This is a genomic window from Nocardioides jejuensis (assembly GCF_004337475.1).
Taxonomy (GTDB): Bacteria; Actinomycetota; Actinomycetes; order Propionibacteriales; family Nocardioidaceae; genus Nocardioides; species Nocardioides jejuensis.
This window is the reverse complement of sequence record NZ_SJZJ01000001.1, coordinates 234,564-252,299: the sequence shown is the minus strand read 5'-3', so window position 1 is coordinate 252,299 and position 17,736 is coordinate 234,564. Positions and strand designations below refer to the sequence as shown.

Sequence of the window (17,736 nt, the reverse complement as noted above, 5' to 3'; positions counted from 1 at the left end):
TCCCACCTGCGAGGGCCACATGCACACCCACCTGAATGCCGTCGGCGACACGATCGATCGGCTGCTCGACGTCCTGTGGCAGCACCAGGGCACCGACCTCCTGCTGACCGTCGGCCTTCCGCCGATGATCCGGGTCGACGGAGCGCTCACGCCGATCCCGGACGCGCGGCCCCTCGAGTCCGAGGACACCGACGCCCTGCTCCGCGAGGTCCTCACCCCCGACCAGGTGAAGGTCTGGGACGAGCAGTACGAGTTTGACTTCTCCTTCTCCTGGCGTGAGCACGCCCGGATCCGCGGCAACGCCTTCACTCAGCGCGGTGTCACCGCGGTCGCGCTGCGCATGATCCCGCGCGCGATCCCGTCGCCCGACGACCTGGGCCTGCCGCAGGCACTGCGTGACTGCGCCCTCATGCACCAGGGCCTGATCCTGATGACCGGCCCCACCGGCTCCGGCAAGTCGACCACGTTGGCGTCGCTGATCGACCTCATCAACTCCAGGCGCGGCGCCCACATCATCACGGTCGAGGACCCCATCGAGTACGTCCACGACCACAAGCTCTCTGCCGTCAACCAGCGCGAGGTCGGCACCGACACCGACAACTTCCACGATGCGCTGCGCAGCGTGCTCCGCGAGGACCCCGATGTCCTGCTGGTTGGCGAGATGCGCGACCTCGAGTCCATCCAGTTCGCCCTGACGGTCGCCGAGACTGGCCACCTTGTCTTCGCGACGCTGCACACCAACGACACCGCACAGTCCCTCGCGCGTATGGTCGACGTCTTCCCCGCAGGCCAGCAGGAACAGATCCGGGTCCAGCTCGCTGCTGCGCTCAGCTGCGTGGTGTACCAGCGCCTGATCCCGCGCATCGGCGGCGGCATGGTCGCGGCGTACGAGGTCCTGACGGCGACTCCGGCCGTGCGCAACTTGATCAAGGAAGGCAAGACCCACCAACTGCGCAACTCGCTGGTCACCGGTGCCCAGGACGGCATGTGCACGCTGGAGACGTCTCTGTCGGCCCTCGTCCAGGCGGGAGTCGTCAGCGTCGAGGAGGCCGCTGCGAGGAGCCTGCACCCCAAGGAGATCGAGGTCCGGCCTCGGATCGTCCAGGCAGTCAGGTCGTGAGCCATGAAGTTCAAGGGCCGTCGGCCCGAGGCTGTGGCACCAGCCGCCTCGCCTGACGCGTACGACGAACGGATCGCCCACCTGCTGGTGGCAGCCGGCCGTATCGAGCCCTATCAGCTCGATGCGCTCCGGACCGGGGCGCCGGAGAGCCAGCTCGCGGCGGAACTGATGCGGGCCGGCGTCGTCACTGACGACGCACTGACCCGGCTGGTTGCGGAGAACTTCGGCTGTGAGACGACCGAGTTCCGCGAGGACCCGGATCCCGAGGCAGTCGTCCTGCTGTCCGCGGAACGCGCGCGTGAGCTCTGTGCCTTGCCGATCGCCGTTGAGGAGGACCAGGTCATGGTCGCGGTCCTCGACCCCTCTCCCGAGCACGTCGCCGTCGTGGCGGAGGCCGTCGGTCGGAACGTGCGGCCCGTCGTCGCGACCTACCGCGCGCTCTACCGGGCCCTCGACGCGGAGTACAAGGCGACCCGCGAGGTGGGAACCCACGTCCTCGCATTCGAGGCGCGCGACCAGCTGCGCAAGGACGCAGCGCAGGAAACTGCGTTGGTCAACGAGGACGCTCCCGTCGTGCAGGTCGTGCAGAAGGTGATCACGCAGGGCCTGCGGGACCGCGCCTCCGACATCCACATCGAGCCGGCGGGGGAGCGCGTCCGGGTGAGGTACCGCATCGACGGCGCGCTCAACGACGTCCTGGACCTTCCCGGGTCGATCGGCCCCGCGCTGGTCAGCCGTCTGAAGATCCTGGGCGGGATGAACATCGTTGAGCGACGCCGTCCTCAGGACGGTCAGATCTCGATGAACGTCGAGGGCCGCGAGGTCGACATCCGCGTCGCAACGACGGCGGTGATCGGCGGCGAGAAGGTGGTCATGCGCCTTCTTGACAAGAGCCGGCCGCTCTTCCAGCTGACCCAGCTGGGCATGCCAGACGACACCGCTGATCGCTTCCGCAGCCTGGTGCACCAGCCCTACGGGATGATCATCTGCGCGGGGCCGACGGGCGGTGGCAAGACGACCACGCTCTACGCCTCGCTCGGCGAGCTCGATACGGTCGACCGCAACATCATGACGATCGAGGACCCGGTCGAGTACACCTTCGACTCGATCAACCAGATCCAGATCAACGAGCAGGCGGGCATCACGTTCGCTGGCGGCCTCAAGTCGATCTTGCGCCAGGACCCTGACGTGATCCTCGTCGGTGAGATCCGTGACGTCGACACCGCTCGCATTGCCGTCCAGTCGGCGCTCACCGGCCACATGGTGCTCTCCTCGCTGCACGCGACCGAGGCGGTGTCTGCGCTCTACCGTCTCCTCGACATGGGGATCGAGGCCTTTCTCGTGGCGTCGTCGGTCAGTGCCGTGATGGCGCAGCGGCTCGTACGGCGCAGTTGCACCAGCTGCCTGGCGCCGTACCAGCCGACCGTCGAAGAGATGGGTTTCCTGCGCAGCTTCGGGGCACCGGAGCCGACCGACGGGTTCGTGCACGGGGTCGGGTGCCACCTCTGCGCCCACACCGGCTACCTCGAGCGCATCGGCGTCTACGAGTTGCTCACCGTGACCGACGAGGTCCGTGAACGGATCGTCGACCGCGTGCCGCACGACGAGATGCGGAAGCTAGCCCGGAGCGAGGGCATGCGGACATTGCAGGAGCAGGGCGCCCGGCTCGTCGCCGAGGGCATCACCACGCCCGCTGAGGTCATGCGTTCCATCTACGTGGCAGGAGTCTGAGATGCCGAAGTTCGCCTACGTCGGAGTCGATCTCGGTGGTGACCGGGTCAAGGGCACCCAGCGCGCCGCGTCTCGTGGCGACGCGGAGGTGGCGCTTTATCAGCAGGAGCTCCGTGACCTGCGCGTCACGGAGAAGAAGAGCGTGCTCAACTACGAGATCTCCGGACCGAGGATCAAGCGTGTCGAGGTCATGCACCTGTCGCGCCAGATCGCGGCGTTCCTCCGCGCAGGGCTGCCGATCCTGGAGGCGGTGCACACGATTGGTGCGGAGAGCGAGAACTCCTCTGTCCGGCGGATGATGAACGACATCGAAGACGGGCTTCGCTCCGGCGAACGGTTCTCCGACACGCTGGACCGCTTCCCGAGGGTCTTCCCGCCGTTCTATCGCGGAATCGTGCGGTCGGCTGAGCTGACCGGCGAGCTCGACTCTGTTCTCGCCCGTCTCTCGCGCTACATCGAGCGCGACCTGGAGGCCCGACGCAAGATCAAGTCGGCCCTCATGTACCCCGCGGTCGTCTCCGTCATGTCGATCGTGACCGTCGTCGTGCTGGCGGTCTACGTGCTTCCCAAGTTCCAGACCTTCTTCGAGGACCTCGACGCGAAGCTCCCGCTGCCGACCCGGATGCTCATGGCCTTCACCGCGTTCCTCGGTGACTGGTGGTGGGCCCTGCTCGGTGGCCTTGCTGTGCTGGTCCTGATCTACGTGGTCGCGACCCGGTTCCAGGCAGGCAAGTACGCACGCGACGCGTTCCTCCTGAAGGTGCCGGTCCTGGGCCAGACGATCCAGTACGCCCTCGTCGAGCGCTTCTGCCGTGTGCTCGCTTCGATGGTGAGTGCTGGCGTGAGCCTGACCGAGGCCCTGGGGGTGACGACCGACGCATTGCGCAACCGGGTCTTCGTGCGGCGGCTCGGCGAGGTGTCCCAGCAGATGCTCGAGGGGCAGGGGATCGCGGGTCCACTCGCGCGTACCCAGCTCTTTCCGGGTACTGCGACCTCGATGCTGCGGGTGGGCGAGGACACCGGTTCGCTCGACACCCAGCTCGAGGTCACTGCGGAGTACTACGAGGCCGAGCTCGACTACAAGATCGCCAAGCTGACTGCACTCTTCGAGCCGCTCGTGATCATCGTGATGGGCCTGATCGTGGGCTTCGTCGCCGTGGCACTGGTCTCGGCGATGTACGGCATCTTCAACCAGGTGGAGATCTGAGATGTCCGCCGCGGCACGAGACCCGGGAGGAGAAGGGGGCGAGACGCTCATCGAGCTGCTCGTCACGATCGTGATCCTTGGCCTCGCGGGTGTCGCGGTGATGGCGGGTCTCGAGCTCAGCGTGAAGACGTCCGACCTCGGACGCAAGCAGGCGAACGGCGGCAGCTATGTCCGCAGCCTGGCGGAGGCGATCCAGGACGCAGCCAACACGTCGGGCGGCTACAAGAGCTGTGCAGCCGCCAACGCCTATCTGAGCAGCGCGGTGAAGAACGCCGCTGGTCTGCCAGCCGGCTACACAGCCACCCAGACGGCCGCAGTCGTCTACAACGGGACGGCGTGGGCCTCCTGCGGGACGGACGACGGCAGTCAGCGTCTGACGCTCAACGTGACCAGTCCCGGGGCCGGCTCCCACCAGGCAAGCGAGTCCCTCACCGTGATCATCCGCAAGCCCTGCAGCGGGTCGCTGCCGAGCCCATGTTGAGCCCGCGCCGGGATGAGGACGGGTTCACCCTCATCGAGCTCGTGGTGACTGTGGCGATCCTCGGGATCATCGTGGTCGCCCTGATCGGGGTCGTCTTCGGCTACCTCCGGACCAGTAACGAGACCAGCACCCGACTCAACGAGTCGACGGACCAGCAGTTCGTCTCGGCGTACTGGCAGCAGGACGTCAGCAGCTTCGGCGTTCGGGGCAAGCCGAGCGGCGGCACGATTCCGACCTCCCAGGCTGTCTGGGAGGGAACGGCGCCCGGGTGCGCGCCCTCGTCGGGCGGCGCTCTGGTGATGTTCGCCTGGAACGACTTCAAGAGCGCCCCGACCGATGACAAGGACCAGGCCTGGGATGGAGCCAGTTCCAACAGGGCGACCTACTACACGAAGACGGTGGCCAACTCGAACGGCACGAGCCAGGTTCAGTTGTGGCGCAAGCGGTGCGGAGACACGACGAGCGACATCGTCGTGGCCCGTCACCTGACGGGTGTCCCTACGGTCACCTGCTACTCGAACGCGGGCGCCGCAACGGGCTGCACCGGCACCTCCCCGTACCCCGCGACGGTCCGGATCTCCATGGACGTGCAGGACCTCAGCCAGACGGTGCACGCCAGCACGGGTTACTCCAACCTCACGCTCACGGCCCAGCGGAGGCAGGGATGAAGCGCTCGACAGTTCGCCCGAACGACGAAGGAGCGATGCTCGTCTTCGCGATGATCATCGTCACGACGGTGTCGCTCGTGACCGGCGTCCTGCTCGCCAAGGGCTGGACCAACTTCGCGGCGACGTCGACCCTGCGCGACGTCGCCGGCCAGGCCTACGCCGGCGATGCGGCCGGCAAGGTCGCGGTGACCGACCTCGTTCAGGGGGCGAAGTCGAGCGTTCCGTCGTCGGTGGCCACCTACCCGAATGGAGCCGACGGCGCCGGCACCTGGGTCTACGACAACAACACCGACGGGACCGGATGCTTCGGCAAGAAGGCCTCCGACGGGACAGCGCTGGACACGATCACGCTGAAGTATGTCTACCCGAAGACCCAGAGCGGCGGCAGCGCATCGAAGTCCGCCACCGTGGTCTGCACTCCGGTGGCCGGCACCGGGATCTTCGGATCGGGCGGTGGGACGGTCGTGGTGGTGCCGGATGCCAGTGACGCGTTCGCTCGTGCACTGACCACCATGGGAACGGGAGCCTGCACCGCGCTGGTGTCTGGCGGGTCCTGCAACGATGGCATCACGCTCAAGGGCCTCGGATCAGGCACGGAGATCCCGGTCCGCGGAAGCATCCAGTCGAAGACCTTCGTCAACGTCACGGCCGGCACGCTCCGGACCAATGGCAAGGTCGTCGCCAACAGTTGCACCGGGTCGATCATCCCCTCGTGCACCGGCGGATTCGTCACGCCGACGGCTCCGGACTCACCCCTGTCGTCGGTGCCGACGTGGCAGAACCCTGCGACGCAGGGCTGCTCGTTCCAGCCGGGGTTCTACAACAACGGTGTGGCGCTCTCGACTGCGGTGAACTCCTGCGGGACGGCCACCTTTGCGAGCGGCAAGTACTACTTCGACTTCTCCGACAACCAGCCGTGGGACATCGCCACGACGGTGATCGGTGGCGTCTCCTCAGGTGGATCGTCGATCCCTGGTCGTTGCGTCAGCCCGATCAACAGCCCGTCGACGTCAGGAGTGCAGTTCGTCTTCGGCGGCAGCAGCTTTGTGCAGGTGGAGGACACCGCCCATGTCGAGCTCTGCGGTCCTTCGAACGGCGGCAAGGCGCCGCTGACGCTGTACCAGCAGCAAGCCGGGTCGACGCCTGGAACGCAGAACGTCGCGGGTGCTGCGTCCGCGAACGTCACGACGGTCACCGGTGGCAAGAACGATGCCTTCACCCCCAACCCCGCCAACGGTGCGAACGCCACCACGCTCACTGCTGCGTTGACGGCGACCGGCGCTCCGCTGAAGACGGATGACTGGAAGTCCACGAAGAACAACAACACCGGTGGGCTCGACCTGCAGAACTTCCCGGGATTGGCCGGTATCCCGGTTGGCTCGCTGATCACCTCGGCCAAACTGAAGGTGACCTATACGAACGGTCTGACTGTCGCGAACCCGAATGCGGCGTTCCAGGCGAGCGTGCAGGGCCAGGCGGGCACAGTCCAGGTGGCGCCGAGCGGCACCGACACCGACCTCACGACGCTGGTCAACGCCCAGTTCCTCGCCTCCGCGAGTGGATTCTCTGCTACCAACCCCAAGATCCAGCTCCGGATCAGCGACAGCAACAAGAACGACACCCTCAGCATCGACGCCGTGTCGCTCACCGTGTCCTGGGTCGAGCCGGCCCTGCGAGCCGCGACGACGTCGCAGACCTTCATCACCGACCACGGCGGCAACTTCCAGGGCGAGTTCGTGGTGCAGGGAGCGACGTACGCACCGAAGGGCTACATCACGCTCACGCCGGGCAGCTCGGCCAGCGCACTGGTCGCGTTCCGCTGGGGTGTCCTCGCCTGGGGCGTCAACTTCAAGTCGCAGCCCTCGCAGGTCTGGGGCTACCCGCTGATCTCGATCCCCGACCCGGCCCTCGGCCTCGGGTCCGCCGTCACCGCGGTCGACCTGAAGGTCTACCTGTGCGCCGGCAGCGGGCCCTGCTCCACCTCCGGGAATCCTGCGCTCTCCGCGCGGGTCCAGCTCACCGACGGCGTCGACTCCGATGGGATCGTCCATCCCGTCCCGGGCCAGCGGAAGGTCGAGATCCTGAGCTGGGCTGAGCAGCGATGACGGACGTGCTGCCGGCCGCGTGGGCGGCGTTCACTGGAGTGCTCGGGCTCCTCATCGGCTCCTTCCTCAACGTCGTCGCCTGGCGCGTGCCGCGGGGCGAGTCGATCGTCAGCCCGCCGAGCGCGTGCCCGGCGTGCGGCCACGCGATCCGGGCGCGTGACAACGTGCCGGTGCTCGGCTGGCTGCTGCTGCGGGGCCGCTGCCGCGACTGTCGTGCGCCGATCAGCGCGCGCTACCCGCTCGTCGAGCTCGGCACGGGCATCTTGTTCGCGGTGGTCGCGCTGCGGCTGGGGGACCGGCCGGCGCTGCTGCCGGCGTACCTCGCCTTCGCCGCGGGGGGAGTGGCGCTCGCCCTGATCGACCTCGACGTACGCCGGCTGCCGGACGTCATCGTCCTGCCGCTGTACGTCGTCCTCCCGGTGCTGCTCGCCGTCGACGGCGACCCGCATGCTCTCCTCCGGGCGGCGCTCGGGGGAGCGCTGCTCGGCGGGGTCTACCTCGTCATCGCCCTGGTGGCTCGCGGCGCGATGGGCTGGGGTGACGTGAAGCTGGCGGCGCCGGTGGGCGCGATGATGGGCTACCTGTCCTGGGGCACCCTGTTGGCCGGTGGCTTCGGGGCGTTCGTCATCGGAGCGGCCGTCGGCGTCGTCCTCATCGTCGCGAGTGGAGCGGGGCGCAAGACGGCGGTGCCGTTCGGGCCGTTCATGCTGGTGGGCGCAGTGGCCGCGATCCTGGGTGCGGGTGGGCTCGGGGATGCCTACCTGCGTGCCCTGGGCGCAGCCTGACACGACGAACGCCCCGCCCGGGGTTCCGGACGGGGCGTTCGTGCAGCGTGTGCGGTGTGGGCAGGGCGCGTCTGGCAAACCCCACGCCTGCTGCGCGGCCCCCGGCACGCGACCTGGCAGCGTTGTCGTCAGTCGCCGTGGCTCCGCCACGGCTCCCTCCTCCGCCTTGCCAGCCCACGCACCGGACACCGCTCGCGACGGCGACGGTTTGCCAGGCACGCCCTAGCCGCGACCGCTGCTGGTGCGTGCCTTGCGCGAGACCGAGTCGATCGCGATCGCGAGCAGGAGCACGGCGCCGGTGACCATGAAGCGCACCGACGAGTCGACGTTGAGCATGTTGAGACCGCTCTGGATCGACTGGAGCACGATGATCCCGAGCATCGCGGAGTACGCCGACCCGCGACCGCCGAAGAGGCTGGTGCCGCCGATGACCGCTGCCGCGATCGCCGTGAGGTTGGTGTCGGTGGTGCCGCTGGACTGCGAGACGGTGGTCAGGTTGCCGGCCATCATCAGGCCACCCAGCGCGGCGAGCGTGGAGCAACCGACGAAGACCGACAGGTAGACCCGGGTCACCTTGATGCCGGTGCGACGAGCGGCCTCCTCGTTGCCACCGACCGCGAAGATGTAGCGGCCCCAGCGGGTCTTGCGGAGCAGCAGGTCGAGTCCGACCACCAGCGCCGCGAAGAGCACCCAGAGGTAACCCCAGCCACGGTCGATGTTGAGGTACCAGGTGAGCCAGAGCAGTCCGACGAGCATCAGAGCGGCCTTGGCGATCACGACCGGAAGCCAGCTGTTGCTGAGCCCGGCAGCCGTGCGGCGTCGCCGGCTGACCAGGTGCGTCACGGCGTACGCAGCGACGATCAGGACGACGAGCGCGTAGGAGACCGACTCGGGCACGAAGTCGAAGCGGGCGAAGTTCACCAGGAACGAGTCGTCGGGCAGGTTGACGGTGCCGTTGGTGCCGAGCACGTAGAGCAGACCGCCCTGGAACGCGAGCAGGCCGGCGAGCGAGAACACGAAGCTCGGGACGCCGATCTTCGTGTACAGGAACGCGTAGGCGACGCCGATCAGGGCGCCCACCCCGATGCCCGCGAGCAGGCCGACGAGCATCGACTGCCCGTGGTCGACCACGAGGACCGCCATGCACGCCGCCGCGAAGCCGCTGACCGATCCGACCGACAGGTCGATCTCGCCGAGCAGCAGCACCAGCACGATGCCGAGCGCGATGATCCCGACGGGTGCGGCGAACTGCAGCATCGAGACCAGGTTGAACGACGACAGGAAGCGCGGCTCCTGCATGTAGAAGACCGTGCAGATCATGAGCAGTCCGAAGACGACCGGCAGCGAGCCGAGCTCGCCTCCCTTGAGCCGGTGCCAGAACGCCGTCGCGGTGGCGGCGAGGCCCTGGTTGTTGATCAGCCGTTCGTCCTGGAGGTCGGCGGCGACGGGGGAGAGGTCGGTGCTCACGAGGAGCCCTCCTTGCGGGACTGGCGGGCGGCGACGACGTTGTCCGACGCACCCGTGATGGCGGCGACGAGCTGCTCCGTGGTGACGTCCTCGACGTCGAACTCGGCAGCGTTGCGGCCTAGGCGGAGAACGACGATCCGGTCGGCGACAGCCTGCACGTCGGCCATGTTGTGGCTGATCAGGATGACGCCGAGGCCCTGGTCGCGGAGGCGCTCGACGAGGTTGAGCACCTCGGCCGTCTGGGCGACGCCGAGGGCAGCGGTCGGCTCATCGAGCATGACCACCTTGGGGCTGCCGACCAGCGAGCGGGCGATCGCCACGGTCTGGCGCTGACCGCCGGAGAGTCCGGCGATGGCGATGCGCACCGACGGGATCTTCGCGGAGAGGGAACGCAGCAGCCGCCACGCGTCCTTCTCCATCGAGACCTCGTCGATGAACGGGCCGGTGAGGTGCTCCTGTCCGAGGAACAGGTTGGCCACCACGTCGAGGTTGTCGCAGAGCGCGAGGTCCTGGAAGACGGTGGCGATGCCGAGCGACTGGGCCTGGCTGGGCGCGGTGATCCGGACCTTCTGGCCGGCGAGCTCCACCTCGCCCTCATCAGGGATGTAGACGCCGCTGATCACCTTGACCAGCGTCGACTTGCCGGCGCCGTTGTCACCGACGAGGGCGACCACCTCGCCGGCGGCCACCTCGAGGTGGACGTCGGTGAGGGCCTGGACGGCGCCGAAGCGCTTGTGGACCCCGGTGAGGGAGAGCACGGTCTCCCTCACCGGTGCCGCCGCGTGGAGGGCGGTGCTCACTGGAGGCCGGCCTCCGCGCATGCCTTCGCGAAGGCGGGGGTGCAGATCTGCGACGCCTTGTAGAAGCCGTCCTTGACGACCGTGTCCTTCACGTTGTCGGCCGACACGACGATCGGGTCGAAGATGAACGACTTCACGCCGTTGTAGTCGGTCGTCGTGCCGACGTCGGTGCCCTTGAGCAGGGCGACGGCGAGCTCGCCGGCCTGGTCTGCCTCGATCTTGATCGGCTTGTAGATCGTCATCGCCTGCTGGCCGGCGACGATGCGCTGGATCGCAGCGAGCTCCGCGTCCTGGCCGGTGATCGGGGGCAGCGCGTCGGCCTTCACGCCGGCGCCGGTCAGGGCGGCGACCACGCCACCCGCCTGGCCGTCGTTGGCGGCGTACACGCCCTGGATGGTGTTGGCGGGGAACTTGCTGAGCTGGTCGGTCACCCAGCGCTGGGCCTTGTCCGGGCTCCAGTCCGGGTTGTCGTACTCGGCGAGGACCTTCACGCCCGACGCCTTGTCGATGACGCTGTGTGCGCCCGCCTTGAACTGGGCCGCGTTGGGGTCGCTCGGGGCGCCGTTGGTCATCAGGATGTTGCCCTTGCCGCCCATGGCGTCGACGAGGGCCGTGGCCTGCATCTTGCCGACGGTCTCGTTGTCGAACGAGAGGTAGTAGTCGGCGCTGCCGATGAAGCGGTCGTAGGCGACGACCTTCGCGCCGGAGGTCTGGGCGCTCTTGACCATCGCGCCGGCACCGGCGCCGTTGACCGGGTCGAGCACGACGACCTTGGCGCCCTTGGAGATCGCGGTCTCCATCTGCTGGGCCTGCTTGGCCTCGTCCTGGTCGGCGTTGTAGTAGTCGACGGTGCAGTCGCTGCACAGGGAGGCGACCTTCGCCTCGAAGAGCGGCTTGTCGAACGCCTCGTAGCGCGTGGTCTTGGACTCGGGCAGGAGGAGGGCGATCGTGCCGCCGTCCTTCTTGCTGCCGCCGTTCTGGGCGTCGTTCGCGGCACACGCGGTGAAGGACGTCGCGCCGAACAGGAGGGCTGCGCCAAGTACGACGCCGCGGGTGATGGGTGCTGCCACGGGAAGCTCCTCGGGATGAGTAGGTGGTCAGCCTGACGGGGTGGATGACCTTCCCTGAGTGTGCTGCGTCACATACTTGTCGTCAAGAGGTGAACACAAATAAGTCTTTGAAAAGTCAAAAGTGCGAATAGCCTTCAACTCTTGACGCTCGCGGGGTGTGTGATCCAGAGTTCGGGGGCATGACCCCCTCGCGCTCGTCGTCACCGGCTCCGGGCTCGACCGCCGCCCTGCGGCCGGCCAACCAGCGCCGCATCGTCGAGCTGCTCCGCGCCCGCGGTGGGGAGTCGGTCACGCAGGCCGAGGCGGCCCGCGAGACGGGTCTGGCGGCGGCGACGGTGTCCAACATCGTGCGCGACCTGAGCGCGGCCGGCATCGTCGAGACCGAGCCCGGCAGTGGGCGCCGGGGCAGCGTCGTGCGCTTTGCCCGCACGGCCGGACTGGTGGCCTCCCTCGACTTCGGCCACAGCCACGTCGCGGCCGCGGTGGCTGATCTAGCGGGCGTCGTGCTCGCCGAGGCCGAGGCTCCGCTGCACGCCGACCATCCGTACGTCGAGGGGCTGGCGCTCGCCGGCGAGCTGCTCGACACGGCGCTCGCCGAGGCGGGGCACGACCGCTCCGACCTCCGGACCCTCTGTGTGGGGCTTCCCGCGCCGATCGAGGGCCGGGTCGTCCGGGCTTCGGCGATCCTTCCGGGATGGATCGGCGTCGACGCCGAAGCCGTCGTCGCCGAGGCGTTCGGCCTGCCCGTCCATGTCGAGAACGACGCCAACCTCGGCGCCTGGGCCGAGCACCGGGTCGGCGCCGCGCGTGGCTCCGACAACGTTGTCTTCGTGAAGTCCTCGTCCGGTGTCGGTGGCGGCCTGATCATCGACGGGCGGCTCTTCCGGGGTGCGCGCGGCATGGCCGGCGAGATCGGCCACCTGACCATCGACGACCAGGGCCCACTGTGTCGGTGTGGGAGTCGCGGCTGCCTCGAGGCGTACACGTCGACGGCCACGCTGGCGGCGATGTTCGCCGGGCAGGGGAGTGGCGTCGGCATGACCGAGCTGGTGGCAGCGGCACACGAGGGCAACGTCTCCGCGCGCCGGGTCTTCGAGGACGCCGGGCTCCACCTGGGTTGGGGCCTCGCCTCGATCGTCAACCTCGTCAACCCGGACGTGGTCGTGGTCGGTGGCGACCTGGCCCTCGCCGGCGACCTGGTCCTCGACGCGGCACGCGTCGGCCTGCGCCGGCACGCACTCGCGGACGCCGCTGACACTCCCGTCGTGGTCAGCGCCCTGGGCCGCCGCGCCTCGCTCGTCGGGGGTCTGCTCCTGGCTGCCGAGCGCACCGACGTCCTCGCCTGACGTCGGGCGGGTGCTGGCGGCTCGCTACCATCACGCCGTGGGTATGCGGATCTTCGGAGCGGGCTGCGGGCTCGTCCTCCTGGTGCTGGGCGGCGTGATGACGGCGATCGGGCTGGGCCTGCTCGGCGACGCCGGCAACGGTGCGAGCTGGTACGCCACGGTGGGCCCGGCGACCGCCGGCCTCGGCGTGGCCCTCGCGTGGGTCAGCGTCGCGCCCAAGCGCCACTGAGCGTCGCGGTCTCGTCCTAGACTCGCGGGATGCGGCGGCGCAGGGCAGGGGCGGGACGTCGTCGCGCCGCGCCCGTACGCCGGCGCCGCCTCTCGCGCGGTGCCGTCCTCCTGGGGCTTGTTGCCGCCCACGTCGGACTGATCGGCGGCGTGCAGCCCTTCCTGCCGTCGGACCGCGATGACCTCGCAGCCGTGGCTGCCGAGCAGCTCCTGCCCGAGCTGGCCGCCGCGGCTGCTGCTGACGTCCGCGCGGGCGTGCTGCCATCGCCTGGAGTCCGCCCGGTCATCGAGGCACTTGGGCCGGAGATCCCGCAGCGCGCCTCGGGCGCCTTCGTCGCCGCGCGGGCATCGGACGAGGCGGCGCCGCCGGGTGCGCTGACCTATCGCGTCGAGGTCGAGCGCGGCCTGCCGTACGACGCTGCAGCCTTCGCGCGGGCTGTCGACCGCACCCTTGGCGATCCGCGGAGCTGGGCTGCCCGGACCGGCCGGCCGATGGTGCGCGTCGGGGGATCGGCGGACCTGCGCATCGTCCTCGCCTCGCCCGGCACGACGGACGACCTGTGTGCGCCTCTCACGACCGAGGGTCAGGTCTCGTGCCGCAACGGTGACGACGTGGTGATCAACGCCGTCCGCTGGGCGCAGGGTGCGCCGAGCTACGGCGGCGACGTCGCGGCGTACCGGATCTATGTGGTCAACCACGAGGTCGGGCACGGTCTGGGGCACGGCCACGCGAGGTGTCCGGCGAAGGGCGATCCGGCGCCGGTGATGCTGCAACAGACACTGGGGCTGCACGGTTGCCGGGCCAACCCGTGGCCGACGGCGGCCGAGATCGACTGAGCCCGGCGGCGGTGATCGGAAAATTCGCTCACTCGTCCGGGAATAGCCCTCGTCGGACAGATGGTTGAAGCGTCATCCTTCTGTCTGCCCACGAGGGGAGCACCCATGACCACCGAGGCTCCGATCCTGCCTGACTGCCCGTCCCTGGCGATCCGCACGCGGGTCCGCGTCCCGCTGCGCTTTCCCGATGGCTACGAGACCGTCGCCGACGTCTTCACCTTCCGCGGCCTCGCCGACGGCAAGGAGCACCTGGCCCTGGGCCTGGGTGACTGGGAGGGCGCTGTGGCCCGTGGCCGGTCCGGCGGCGAGGCGCCCCTCGTGCGCCCCCACTCGGAGTGCCTGACGGGTGACGTCTTCGGGTCGCAGCGCTGTGACTGCGGTCCGCAGCTGCGTGAGGCCGTCGAGCGGATCGCGGAGGTCGGCGGCTTCCTGCTGTACCTGCGCCAGGAGGGTCGCGGCATCGGCCTCTACGCCAAGCTCGACGCCTACGCGCTGCAGGACGAGGGCCTCGACACGTACGCCGCGAACCGCGCGCTCGGCCGCGGCGAGGACGAGCGGGACTACACCGCTGCCGCCCAGATGCTCCGTGCGCTCGGCACGCCGCAGATCCGGCTGCTGAGCAACAACCCCGACAAGGCGGTGCAGCTCGACGCCTACGGCATCACCGTGATGGAGCAGGTGCGCACCGGCGTGCACCTGTCTGCGGCCAACGAGCGTTACCTGGTCGCCAAGCGGGACCACACCGCGCACACGCTGGACCTCGGCGAGGAGTTCGGCGAGTCCGCCTGAGCCGCGTCGGTACTCAGACGGCGGCGCTGCCGGCGTCGCGCCCGGCGAGGGCCGCGATCTCGGCAGCGATCTCCGTGGTGCGCTCGTACGGCAGCATGTGGCCGGCGCCCTTGTAGATCGTGAGGCTCGCGTGCGGGAGCGCCGCCGCGAGCGCGTGCGAGTGGGCGACCGGCGTGAGGACGTCGTGCGTGCCGCCCAGGATCGCGACGCGCGTCGTGCCGAGGGTGCGGAGCTCTGCCGACATGTCGTGGTCGACGAGGGCGTTCGCCAGCGCCGCCACCGTAGGCGGGTGGCTGCGGGCGACCTGGGCCGCCGTACGCCGACGACGTTCGGCCGTCGCCGCACCCGGCCCGAAGAGGCCGGTCCGCAGCGCCGGTGCGAGGACGGCCGGGAAGCGGGTCATCCGGCGCAGCGGCAGGTGGGTCGCCGGTCCGAGGACGTACGGCGCCACGCGCATCACCGGGCGGGTGATCGCGGACGGCAGCCCGAGGATGTCGCGGCCGATGCCCGCACCGGAGGTCGCGACGAGCGCCAGGCCGTCGATGCGCTCGAGCAGGTCGGGATGCCGGGCGGCAAAGGCGAGGACGACAGGACCGCCGAGCGAGTGGCCGGCGATGACCAGGCGACCGGTGGGAGCGGTGGCACGGATGACGTCCGCGAGATCGTCGGCGAGCTGGTCCAGCGTCGCGGCAGTGCGTCCGGCGTCGGAGCGACCGTGACCGCGCGCGTCGTACCGGACGACGCGGAGGGAGCGCGCCAGCAGGGGAGCGACGTCGTCCCAGGTGGTGTGGTCCTGCGTCCAGCCGTGGTGCAGGACGACGGTGGTTGTCGCGTCGGCCGGGCCGATCGTGCGGCAGGCGACGACGGTGCCGTCGGCCAGGGCCAGCGCGGACATGCCGGGTGCGCTGCCGTTGCGGCCGGAAAGTGCGGGGGACGTCATGCCGACGATGATGGCATGGACATGCTGTCCAAGGATCTGTCTGTGATGGACGTGACGCGTCGCCCATGTCTTCCCGCGCTGTCGTGTGGATGTCGCTTCCCCGTCATCTGTGGCCGGGAACCTTCCGCCCATGCGTCTCTCGACCCGCGCCCTTGCGTCCGCTGCCCTTTCCGTCGGTCTCGTCGCGACCGTCGCCTCGCCCGGCCATGCCGCGATCAACCTGACCCGCGACCCCGTCGCCTTCGTCTACGCGAAGGACCACGCGCTGTCGCTGCTCAATAGCCACGCGACCGACGACGACCTCGCCGCGCGGACGACGAAGCTGGCGTCGAGCCCGTGGGCCTTCTTCCGGGGCACCTCGCCGCTCTACTACCGCGACCTCGGTGAGCTGCCGGCGTCGGCGTACGCGACTGGGGGCAACGACGTCTGGATCATGGGCGACGCGCACCTGGAGAACTTCGGGGCGGACCGCGGCGCGGACAACACCGAGCAGTACGAGCTGACCGACACCGACGACGCGTGGCGCGGCTCGTGGACCTGGGAGCTGCGCCGCATGGCGGTCTCGATCGTCCTCGCCGAGCGCCAGCAGGGCCGCACGACGACGCAGATCACCACCGACCTCAACACCTTCGTCGCCGAGTACGAGCAGTGGATCTCGAACTTCCACGGCAACTCCTCCGAGCTGACCTACCGCCTGACCTCGTCGGGGACCTCGGACTACGACAACGCGCTGATCCAGAAGGCGAAGAACGACACCCGTCTGGACCTGCTGACGAAGTGGACCAAGCTCAACGGGAGCGGTGTCCGGGTCTTCGACACCGCCAACACGGATCTGGCCACGGTCGACTCGACGACGCGTACCAACATCACGAACGCCATCGCGGCGTACCGGACGACGGCGATCTCGCCGTTCACGACGTCGGAGGCGGTCGTCAAGGACGTCATCCGCCGCAAGAACGCCGGCACCGGCTCGCTCGGTCGCTTCCGCTGGTACGCGCTGCTCGAGGGCAAGACGACCGCGCAGGACGACGACCGGATCATGGAGCTCAAGCAGGAGGTCGACCCGGCCCCGAAGCAGCTCGCTCCCAATGCGACCACCTACACCGGCGGCGAGCGCCCGGCCCGCGCGCTGGAGTGGCTCTCGTACCAGTCGGACAACAAGGCCGGCTGGGCCTCCGTCGGCTCCGTGCCGGTCCTGGTCAAGGAGAAGTCCCCGTACGCCGAGGACGTGGCGATCACCGACCTGACATCCTCGACGATCTGGGACGACACGATCCGCGACGACGCGCGTCTGCTCGCCGCCGGCCAGTCCGCCGCGGACCAGGACCTCGCGGGCACCGGCGTGACCTACTCGGCCGACGCCGCGATCGACAACGCGATCACCTCGGTCTCCGGCCTGCAGTCGGAGACGCGCACGTTCGCCACGGACTACGCCGACCAGGTCACCCGCGACTGGCAGGCGTACCAGGCGGCGTACAACGCGCACCAGCCGCTCTACTGATCCTCCGGTGGCGAGGCAACCTTGCCGGGCTCAGGCGCCGTCGGCGAGCGCGGTCAGCTTCGCGACGTACGCCGGCCAGTCGACGCCGGCGGGGACGTTGCTGGAGGCAGCCCGCAGGCCAGCGGAGCCGTCGATCTCCTCGCGCAGGATGTCCGCGTGTCCGGCGTGCCGGGTCAGATCCGTGAGGACGTGCACCATCACCTGACCGAGCGTGACCGCGCGACGCTCTTCCGGCCACCACGGCACCTCGCCGGGAGCGTCCAGGGGGAGCGCCGCGATGGTCGCGTCGGCGGCCGCCCACACCCGGCGGTAGAGGTCCACGATCCCGGCCGACGACTCGGTCGCGAGTGCGTAGAAGTCCGCCTGTGGGTCGGTGTCGAAGGCCGACTCCTCGACCAGCTCGTCAGGCGCCGGGCACGGCCGGCCAAACGTGGCGCAGAAGTAGCCGGCCTCGACGTTCGCCATGTGCTTGACCAGGCCGAGCAGGTTGGTGCCTGTGGGAGTCCGGGGGAGGCGCAGCTCGCGCTCGGGCAGGCCTTCGAGCTTCCAGACCAGCGCCTCGCGGCTGGTCTGCAGGTAGCGGTGCAGGACGTCCTTCATGCCGGCCAGTCTTGCGCGCCAGCCGAAATGCGCAACGGCGGCCCGGATCAACCGGGCCGCC

At 69.4% G+C, this 17,736-nt stretch carries 17 protein-coding genes; 12 read left to right on the top strand and 5 right to left on the bottom strand.

Annotated elements, in window-relative coordinates; genetic code table 11:
- Nucleotides 1-19 precede the first annotated feature (19 nt).
- From EPD65_RS01205 to EPD65_RS01175, 7 genes are read left to right on the top strand one after another with little or no spacing between them, the layout of a single operon-like run.
- A complete protein-coding gene (locus tag EPD65_RS01205) occupies nt 20-1,120 on the top strand; it encodes a type IV pilus twitching motility protein PilT (protein ID WP_131581123.1) in 1,101 nt (366 codons plus the stop codon).
- A gap of 3 nt (nt 1,121-1,123) precedes the next feature.
- Nucleotides 1,124-2,851: a GspE/PulE family protein gene (locus tag EPD65_RS01200; protein WP_131581121.1), complete on the top strand. Its 1,728-nt coding sequence runs from the start codon at nt 1,124-1,126 to the stop codon at nt 2,849-2,851.
- 1 nt (nt 2,852) lies between these two features.
- On the top strand, nt 2,853-4,058 hold the full coding sequence (locus tag EPD65_RS01195) for a type II secretion system F family protein (RefSeq protein WP_131581119.1): 1,206 nt from the start codon (nt 2,853-2,855) through the stop codon (nt 4,056-4,058).
- Between the two features lies 1 nt (nt 4,059).
- Nucleotides 4,060-4,539, top strand: coding sequence for a type II secretion system protein (locus tag EPD65_RS01190; protein WP_131581117.1), 480 nt, complete (start codon nt 4,060-4,062; stop codon nt 4,537-4,539).
- A complete protein-coding gene (locus EPD65_RS01185; protein ID WP_131581115.1) occupies nt 4,533-5,207 on the top strand; it encodes a PulJ/GspJ family protein in 675 nt (224 codons plus the stop codon). Before EPD65_RS01190 ends, EPD65_RS01185 begins: the two co-directional genes overlap by 7 nt.
- Nucleotides 5,204-7,312 (top strand): hypothetical protein, encoded by a 2,109-nt coding sequence (locus EPD65_RS01180; RefSeq protein ID WP_131581114.1) that lies wholly within the window; start codon nt 5,204-5,206, stop codon nt 7,310-7,312. The genes EPD65_RS01185 and EPD65_RS01180 overlap by 4 nt, the downstream gene beginning before the upstream one ends.
- Nucleotides 7,309-8,097: a prepilin peptidase gene (locus EPD65_RS01175; protein WP_131581112.1), complete on the top strand. Its 789-nt coding sequence runs from the start codon at nt 7,309-7,311 to the stop codon at nt 8,095-8,097. Before EPD65_RS01180 ends, EPD65_RS01175 begins: the two co-directional genes overlap by 4 nt.
- Nucleotides 8,098-8,319: 222 nt before the next feature.
- On the opposite strand, the gene EPD65_RS01170 is transcribed toward EPD65_RS01175, so the two are convergent.
- The 3 genes from EPD65_RS01170 to EPD65_RS01160 are packed head-to-tail and all read right to left on the bottom strand — an operon-like array spanning nt 8,320 to nt 11,434.
- Nucleotides 8,320-9,564 carry a sugar ABC transporter permease gene (locus tag EPD65_RS01170; protein ID WP_131581110.1) on the bottom strand — a complete coding sequence of 415 codons (1,245 nt, stop codon included), beginning with the start codon at nt 9,562-9,564 and terminating at the stop codon, nt 8,320-8,322.
- Nucleotides 9,561-10,364: an ATP-binding cassette domain-containing protein gene (locus EPD65_RS01165; protein ID WP_243640371.1), complete on the bottom strand. Its 804-nt coding sequence runs from the start codon at nt 10,362-10,364 to the stop codon at nt 9,561-9,563. The genes EPD65_RS01170 and EPD65_RS01165 overlap by 4 nt, the downstream gene beginning before the upstream one ends.
- Nucleotides 10,361-11,434 (bottom strand): sugar ABC transporter substrate-binding protein, encoded by a 1,074-nt coding sequence (locus EPD65_RS01160; RefSeq protein ID WP_131581106.1) that lies wholly within the window; start codon nt 11,432-11,434, stop codon nt 10,361-10,363. Before EPD65_RS01160 ends, EPD65_RS01165 begins: the two co-directional genes overlap by 4 nt.
- Nucleotides 11,435-11,613: 179 nt before the next feature.
- Between EPD65_RS01160 and EPD65_RS01155 the strand changes: the two genes are divergently transcribed.
- From EPD65_RS01155 to EPD65_RS01140, 4 genes are all read left to right on the top strand, one after another.
- Nucleotides 11,614-12,780: an ROK family transcriptional regulator gene (locus EPD65_RS01155; RefSeq protein WP_131581104.1), complete on the top strand. Its 1,167-nt coding sequence runs from the start codon at nt 11,614-11,616 to the stop codon at nt 12,778-12,780.
- Between the two features lie 37 nt (nt 12,781-12,817).
- Complete coding sequence (locus tag EPD65_RS01150; protein ID WP_131581102.1) at nt 12,818-13,009, top strand: hypothetical protein; 192 nt, start codon at nt 12,818-12,820, stop codon at nt 13,007-13,009.
- Between the two features lie 29 nt (nt 13,010-13,038).
- Entirely contained in the window at nt 13,039-13,845 is an 807-nt protein-coding gene (locus EPD65_RS01145; RefSeq protein ID WP_131581100.1) for a DUF3152 domain-containing protein, read from the top strand.
- Between the two features lie 105 nt (nt 13,846-13,950).
- A complete protein-coding gene (locus EPD65_RS01140; protein WP_131581098.1) occupies nt 13,951-14,634 on the top strand; it encodes a GTP cyclohydrolase II in 684 nt (227 codons plus the stop codon).
- A 13-nt stretch (nt 14,635-14,647) separates the two neighbouring features.
- Here EPD65_RS01140 and EPD65_RS01135 read toward each other — a convergent pair whose 3' ends face one another.
- Nucleotides 14,648-15,574, bottom strand: coding sequence for an alpha/beta fold hydrolase (locus tag EPD65_RS01135; RefSeq protein WP_165872835.1), 927 nt, complete (start codon nt 15,572-15,574; stop codon nt 14,648-14,650).
- Nucleotides 15,575-15,704: 130 nt separating this feature from the next.
- Here EPD65_RS01135 and EPD65_RS01130 point away from each other — a divergent pair, with 130 nt between their 5' ends.
- Entirely contained in the window at nt 15,705-17,075 is a 1,371-nt protein-coding gene (locus tag EPD65_RS01130) for a DUF2252 family protein (RefSeq protein WP_131581094.1), read from the top strand.
- Between the two features lie 30 nt (nt 17,076-17,105).
- On the opposite strand, the gene EPD65_RS01125 is transcribed toward EPD65_RS01130, so the two are convergent.
- Nucleotides 17,106-17,675 (bottom strand): DinB family protein, encoded by a 570-nt coding sequence (locus tag EPD65_RS01125; protein ID WP_131581092.1) that lies wholly within the window; start codon nt 17,673-17,675, stop codon nt 17,106-17,108.
- Nucleotides 17,676-17,736 lie beyond the last annotated feature (61 nt).

Bases quoted from the DNA above. Each gene is read 5' to 3' on its own strand.
- EPD65_RS01205 (WP_131581123.1), top strand. From the start codon at position 20: ATGCACACCCACCTGAATGCCGTCGGCGACACGATCGATCGGCTGCTC.
- EPD65_RS01200 (WP_131581121.1), top strand. From the start codon at position 1,124: ATGAAGTTCAAGGGCCGTCGGCCCGAGGCTGTGGCACCAGCCGCCTCG.
- EPD65_RS01195 (WP_131581119.1), top strand. From the start codon at position 2,853: ATGCCGAAGTTCGCCTACGTCGGAGTCGATCTCGGTGGTGACCGGGTC.
- EPD65_RS01190 (WP_131581117.1), top strand. From the start codon at position 4,060: ATGTCCGCCGCGGCACGAGACCCGGGAGGAGAAGGGGGCGAGACGCTC.
- EPD65_RS01185 (WP_131581115.1), top strand. From the start codon at position 4,533: ATGTTGAGCCCGCGCCGGGATGAGGACGGGTTCACCCTCATCGAGCTC.
- EPD65_RS01180 (WP_131581114.1), top strand. From the start codon at position 5,204: ATGAAGCGCTCGACAGTTCGCCCGAACGACGAAGGAGCGATGCTCGTC.
- EPD65_RS01175 (WP_131581112.1), top strand. From the start codon at position 7,309: ATGACGGACGTGCTGCCGGCCGCGTGGGCGGCGTTCACTGGAGTGCTC.
- EPD65_RS01155 (WP_131581104.1), top strand. From the start codon at position 11,614: ATGACCCCCTCGCGCTCGTCGTCACCGGCTCCGGGCTCGACCGCCGCC.
- EPD65_RS01145 (WP_131581100.1), top strand. From the start codon at position 13,039: ATGCGGCGGCGCAGGGCAGGGGCGGGACGTCGTCGCGCCGCGCCCGTA.
- EPD65_RS01140 (WP_131581098.1), top strand. From the start codon at position 13,951: ATGACCACCGAGGCTCCGATCCTGCCTGACTGCCCGTCCCTGGCGATC.
- EPD65_RS01135 (WP_165872835.1), bottom strand. From the start codon at position 15,574: ATGACGTCCCCCGCACTTTCCGGCCGCAACGGCAGCGCACCCGGCATG.
- EPD65_RS01130 (WP_131581094.1), top strand. From the start codon at position 15,705: ATGCGTCTCTCGACCCGCGCCCTTGCGTCCGCTGCCCTTTCCGTCGGT.
- EPD65_RS01125 (WP_131581092.1), bottom strand. From the start codon at position 17,675: ATGAAGGACGTCCTGCACCGCTACCTGCAGACCAGCCGCGAGGCGCTG.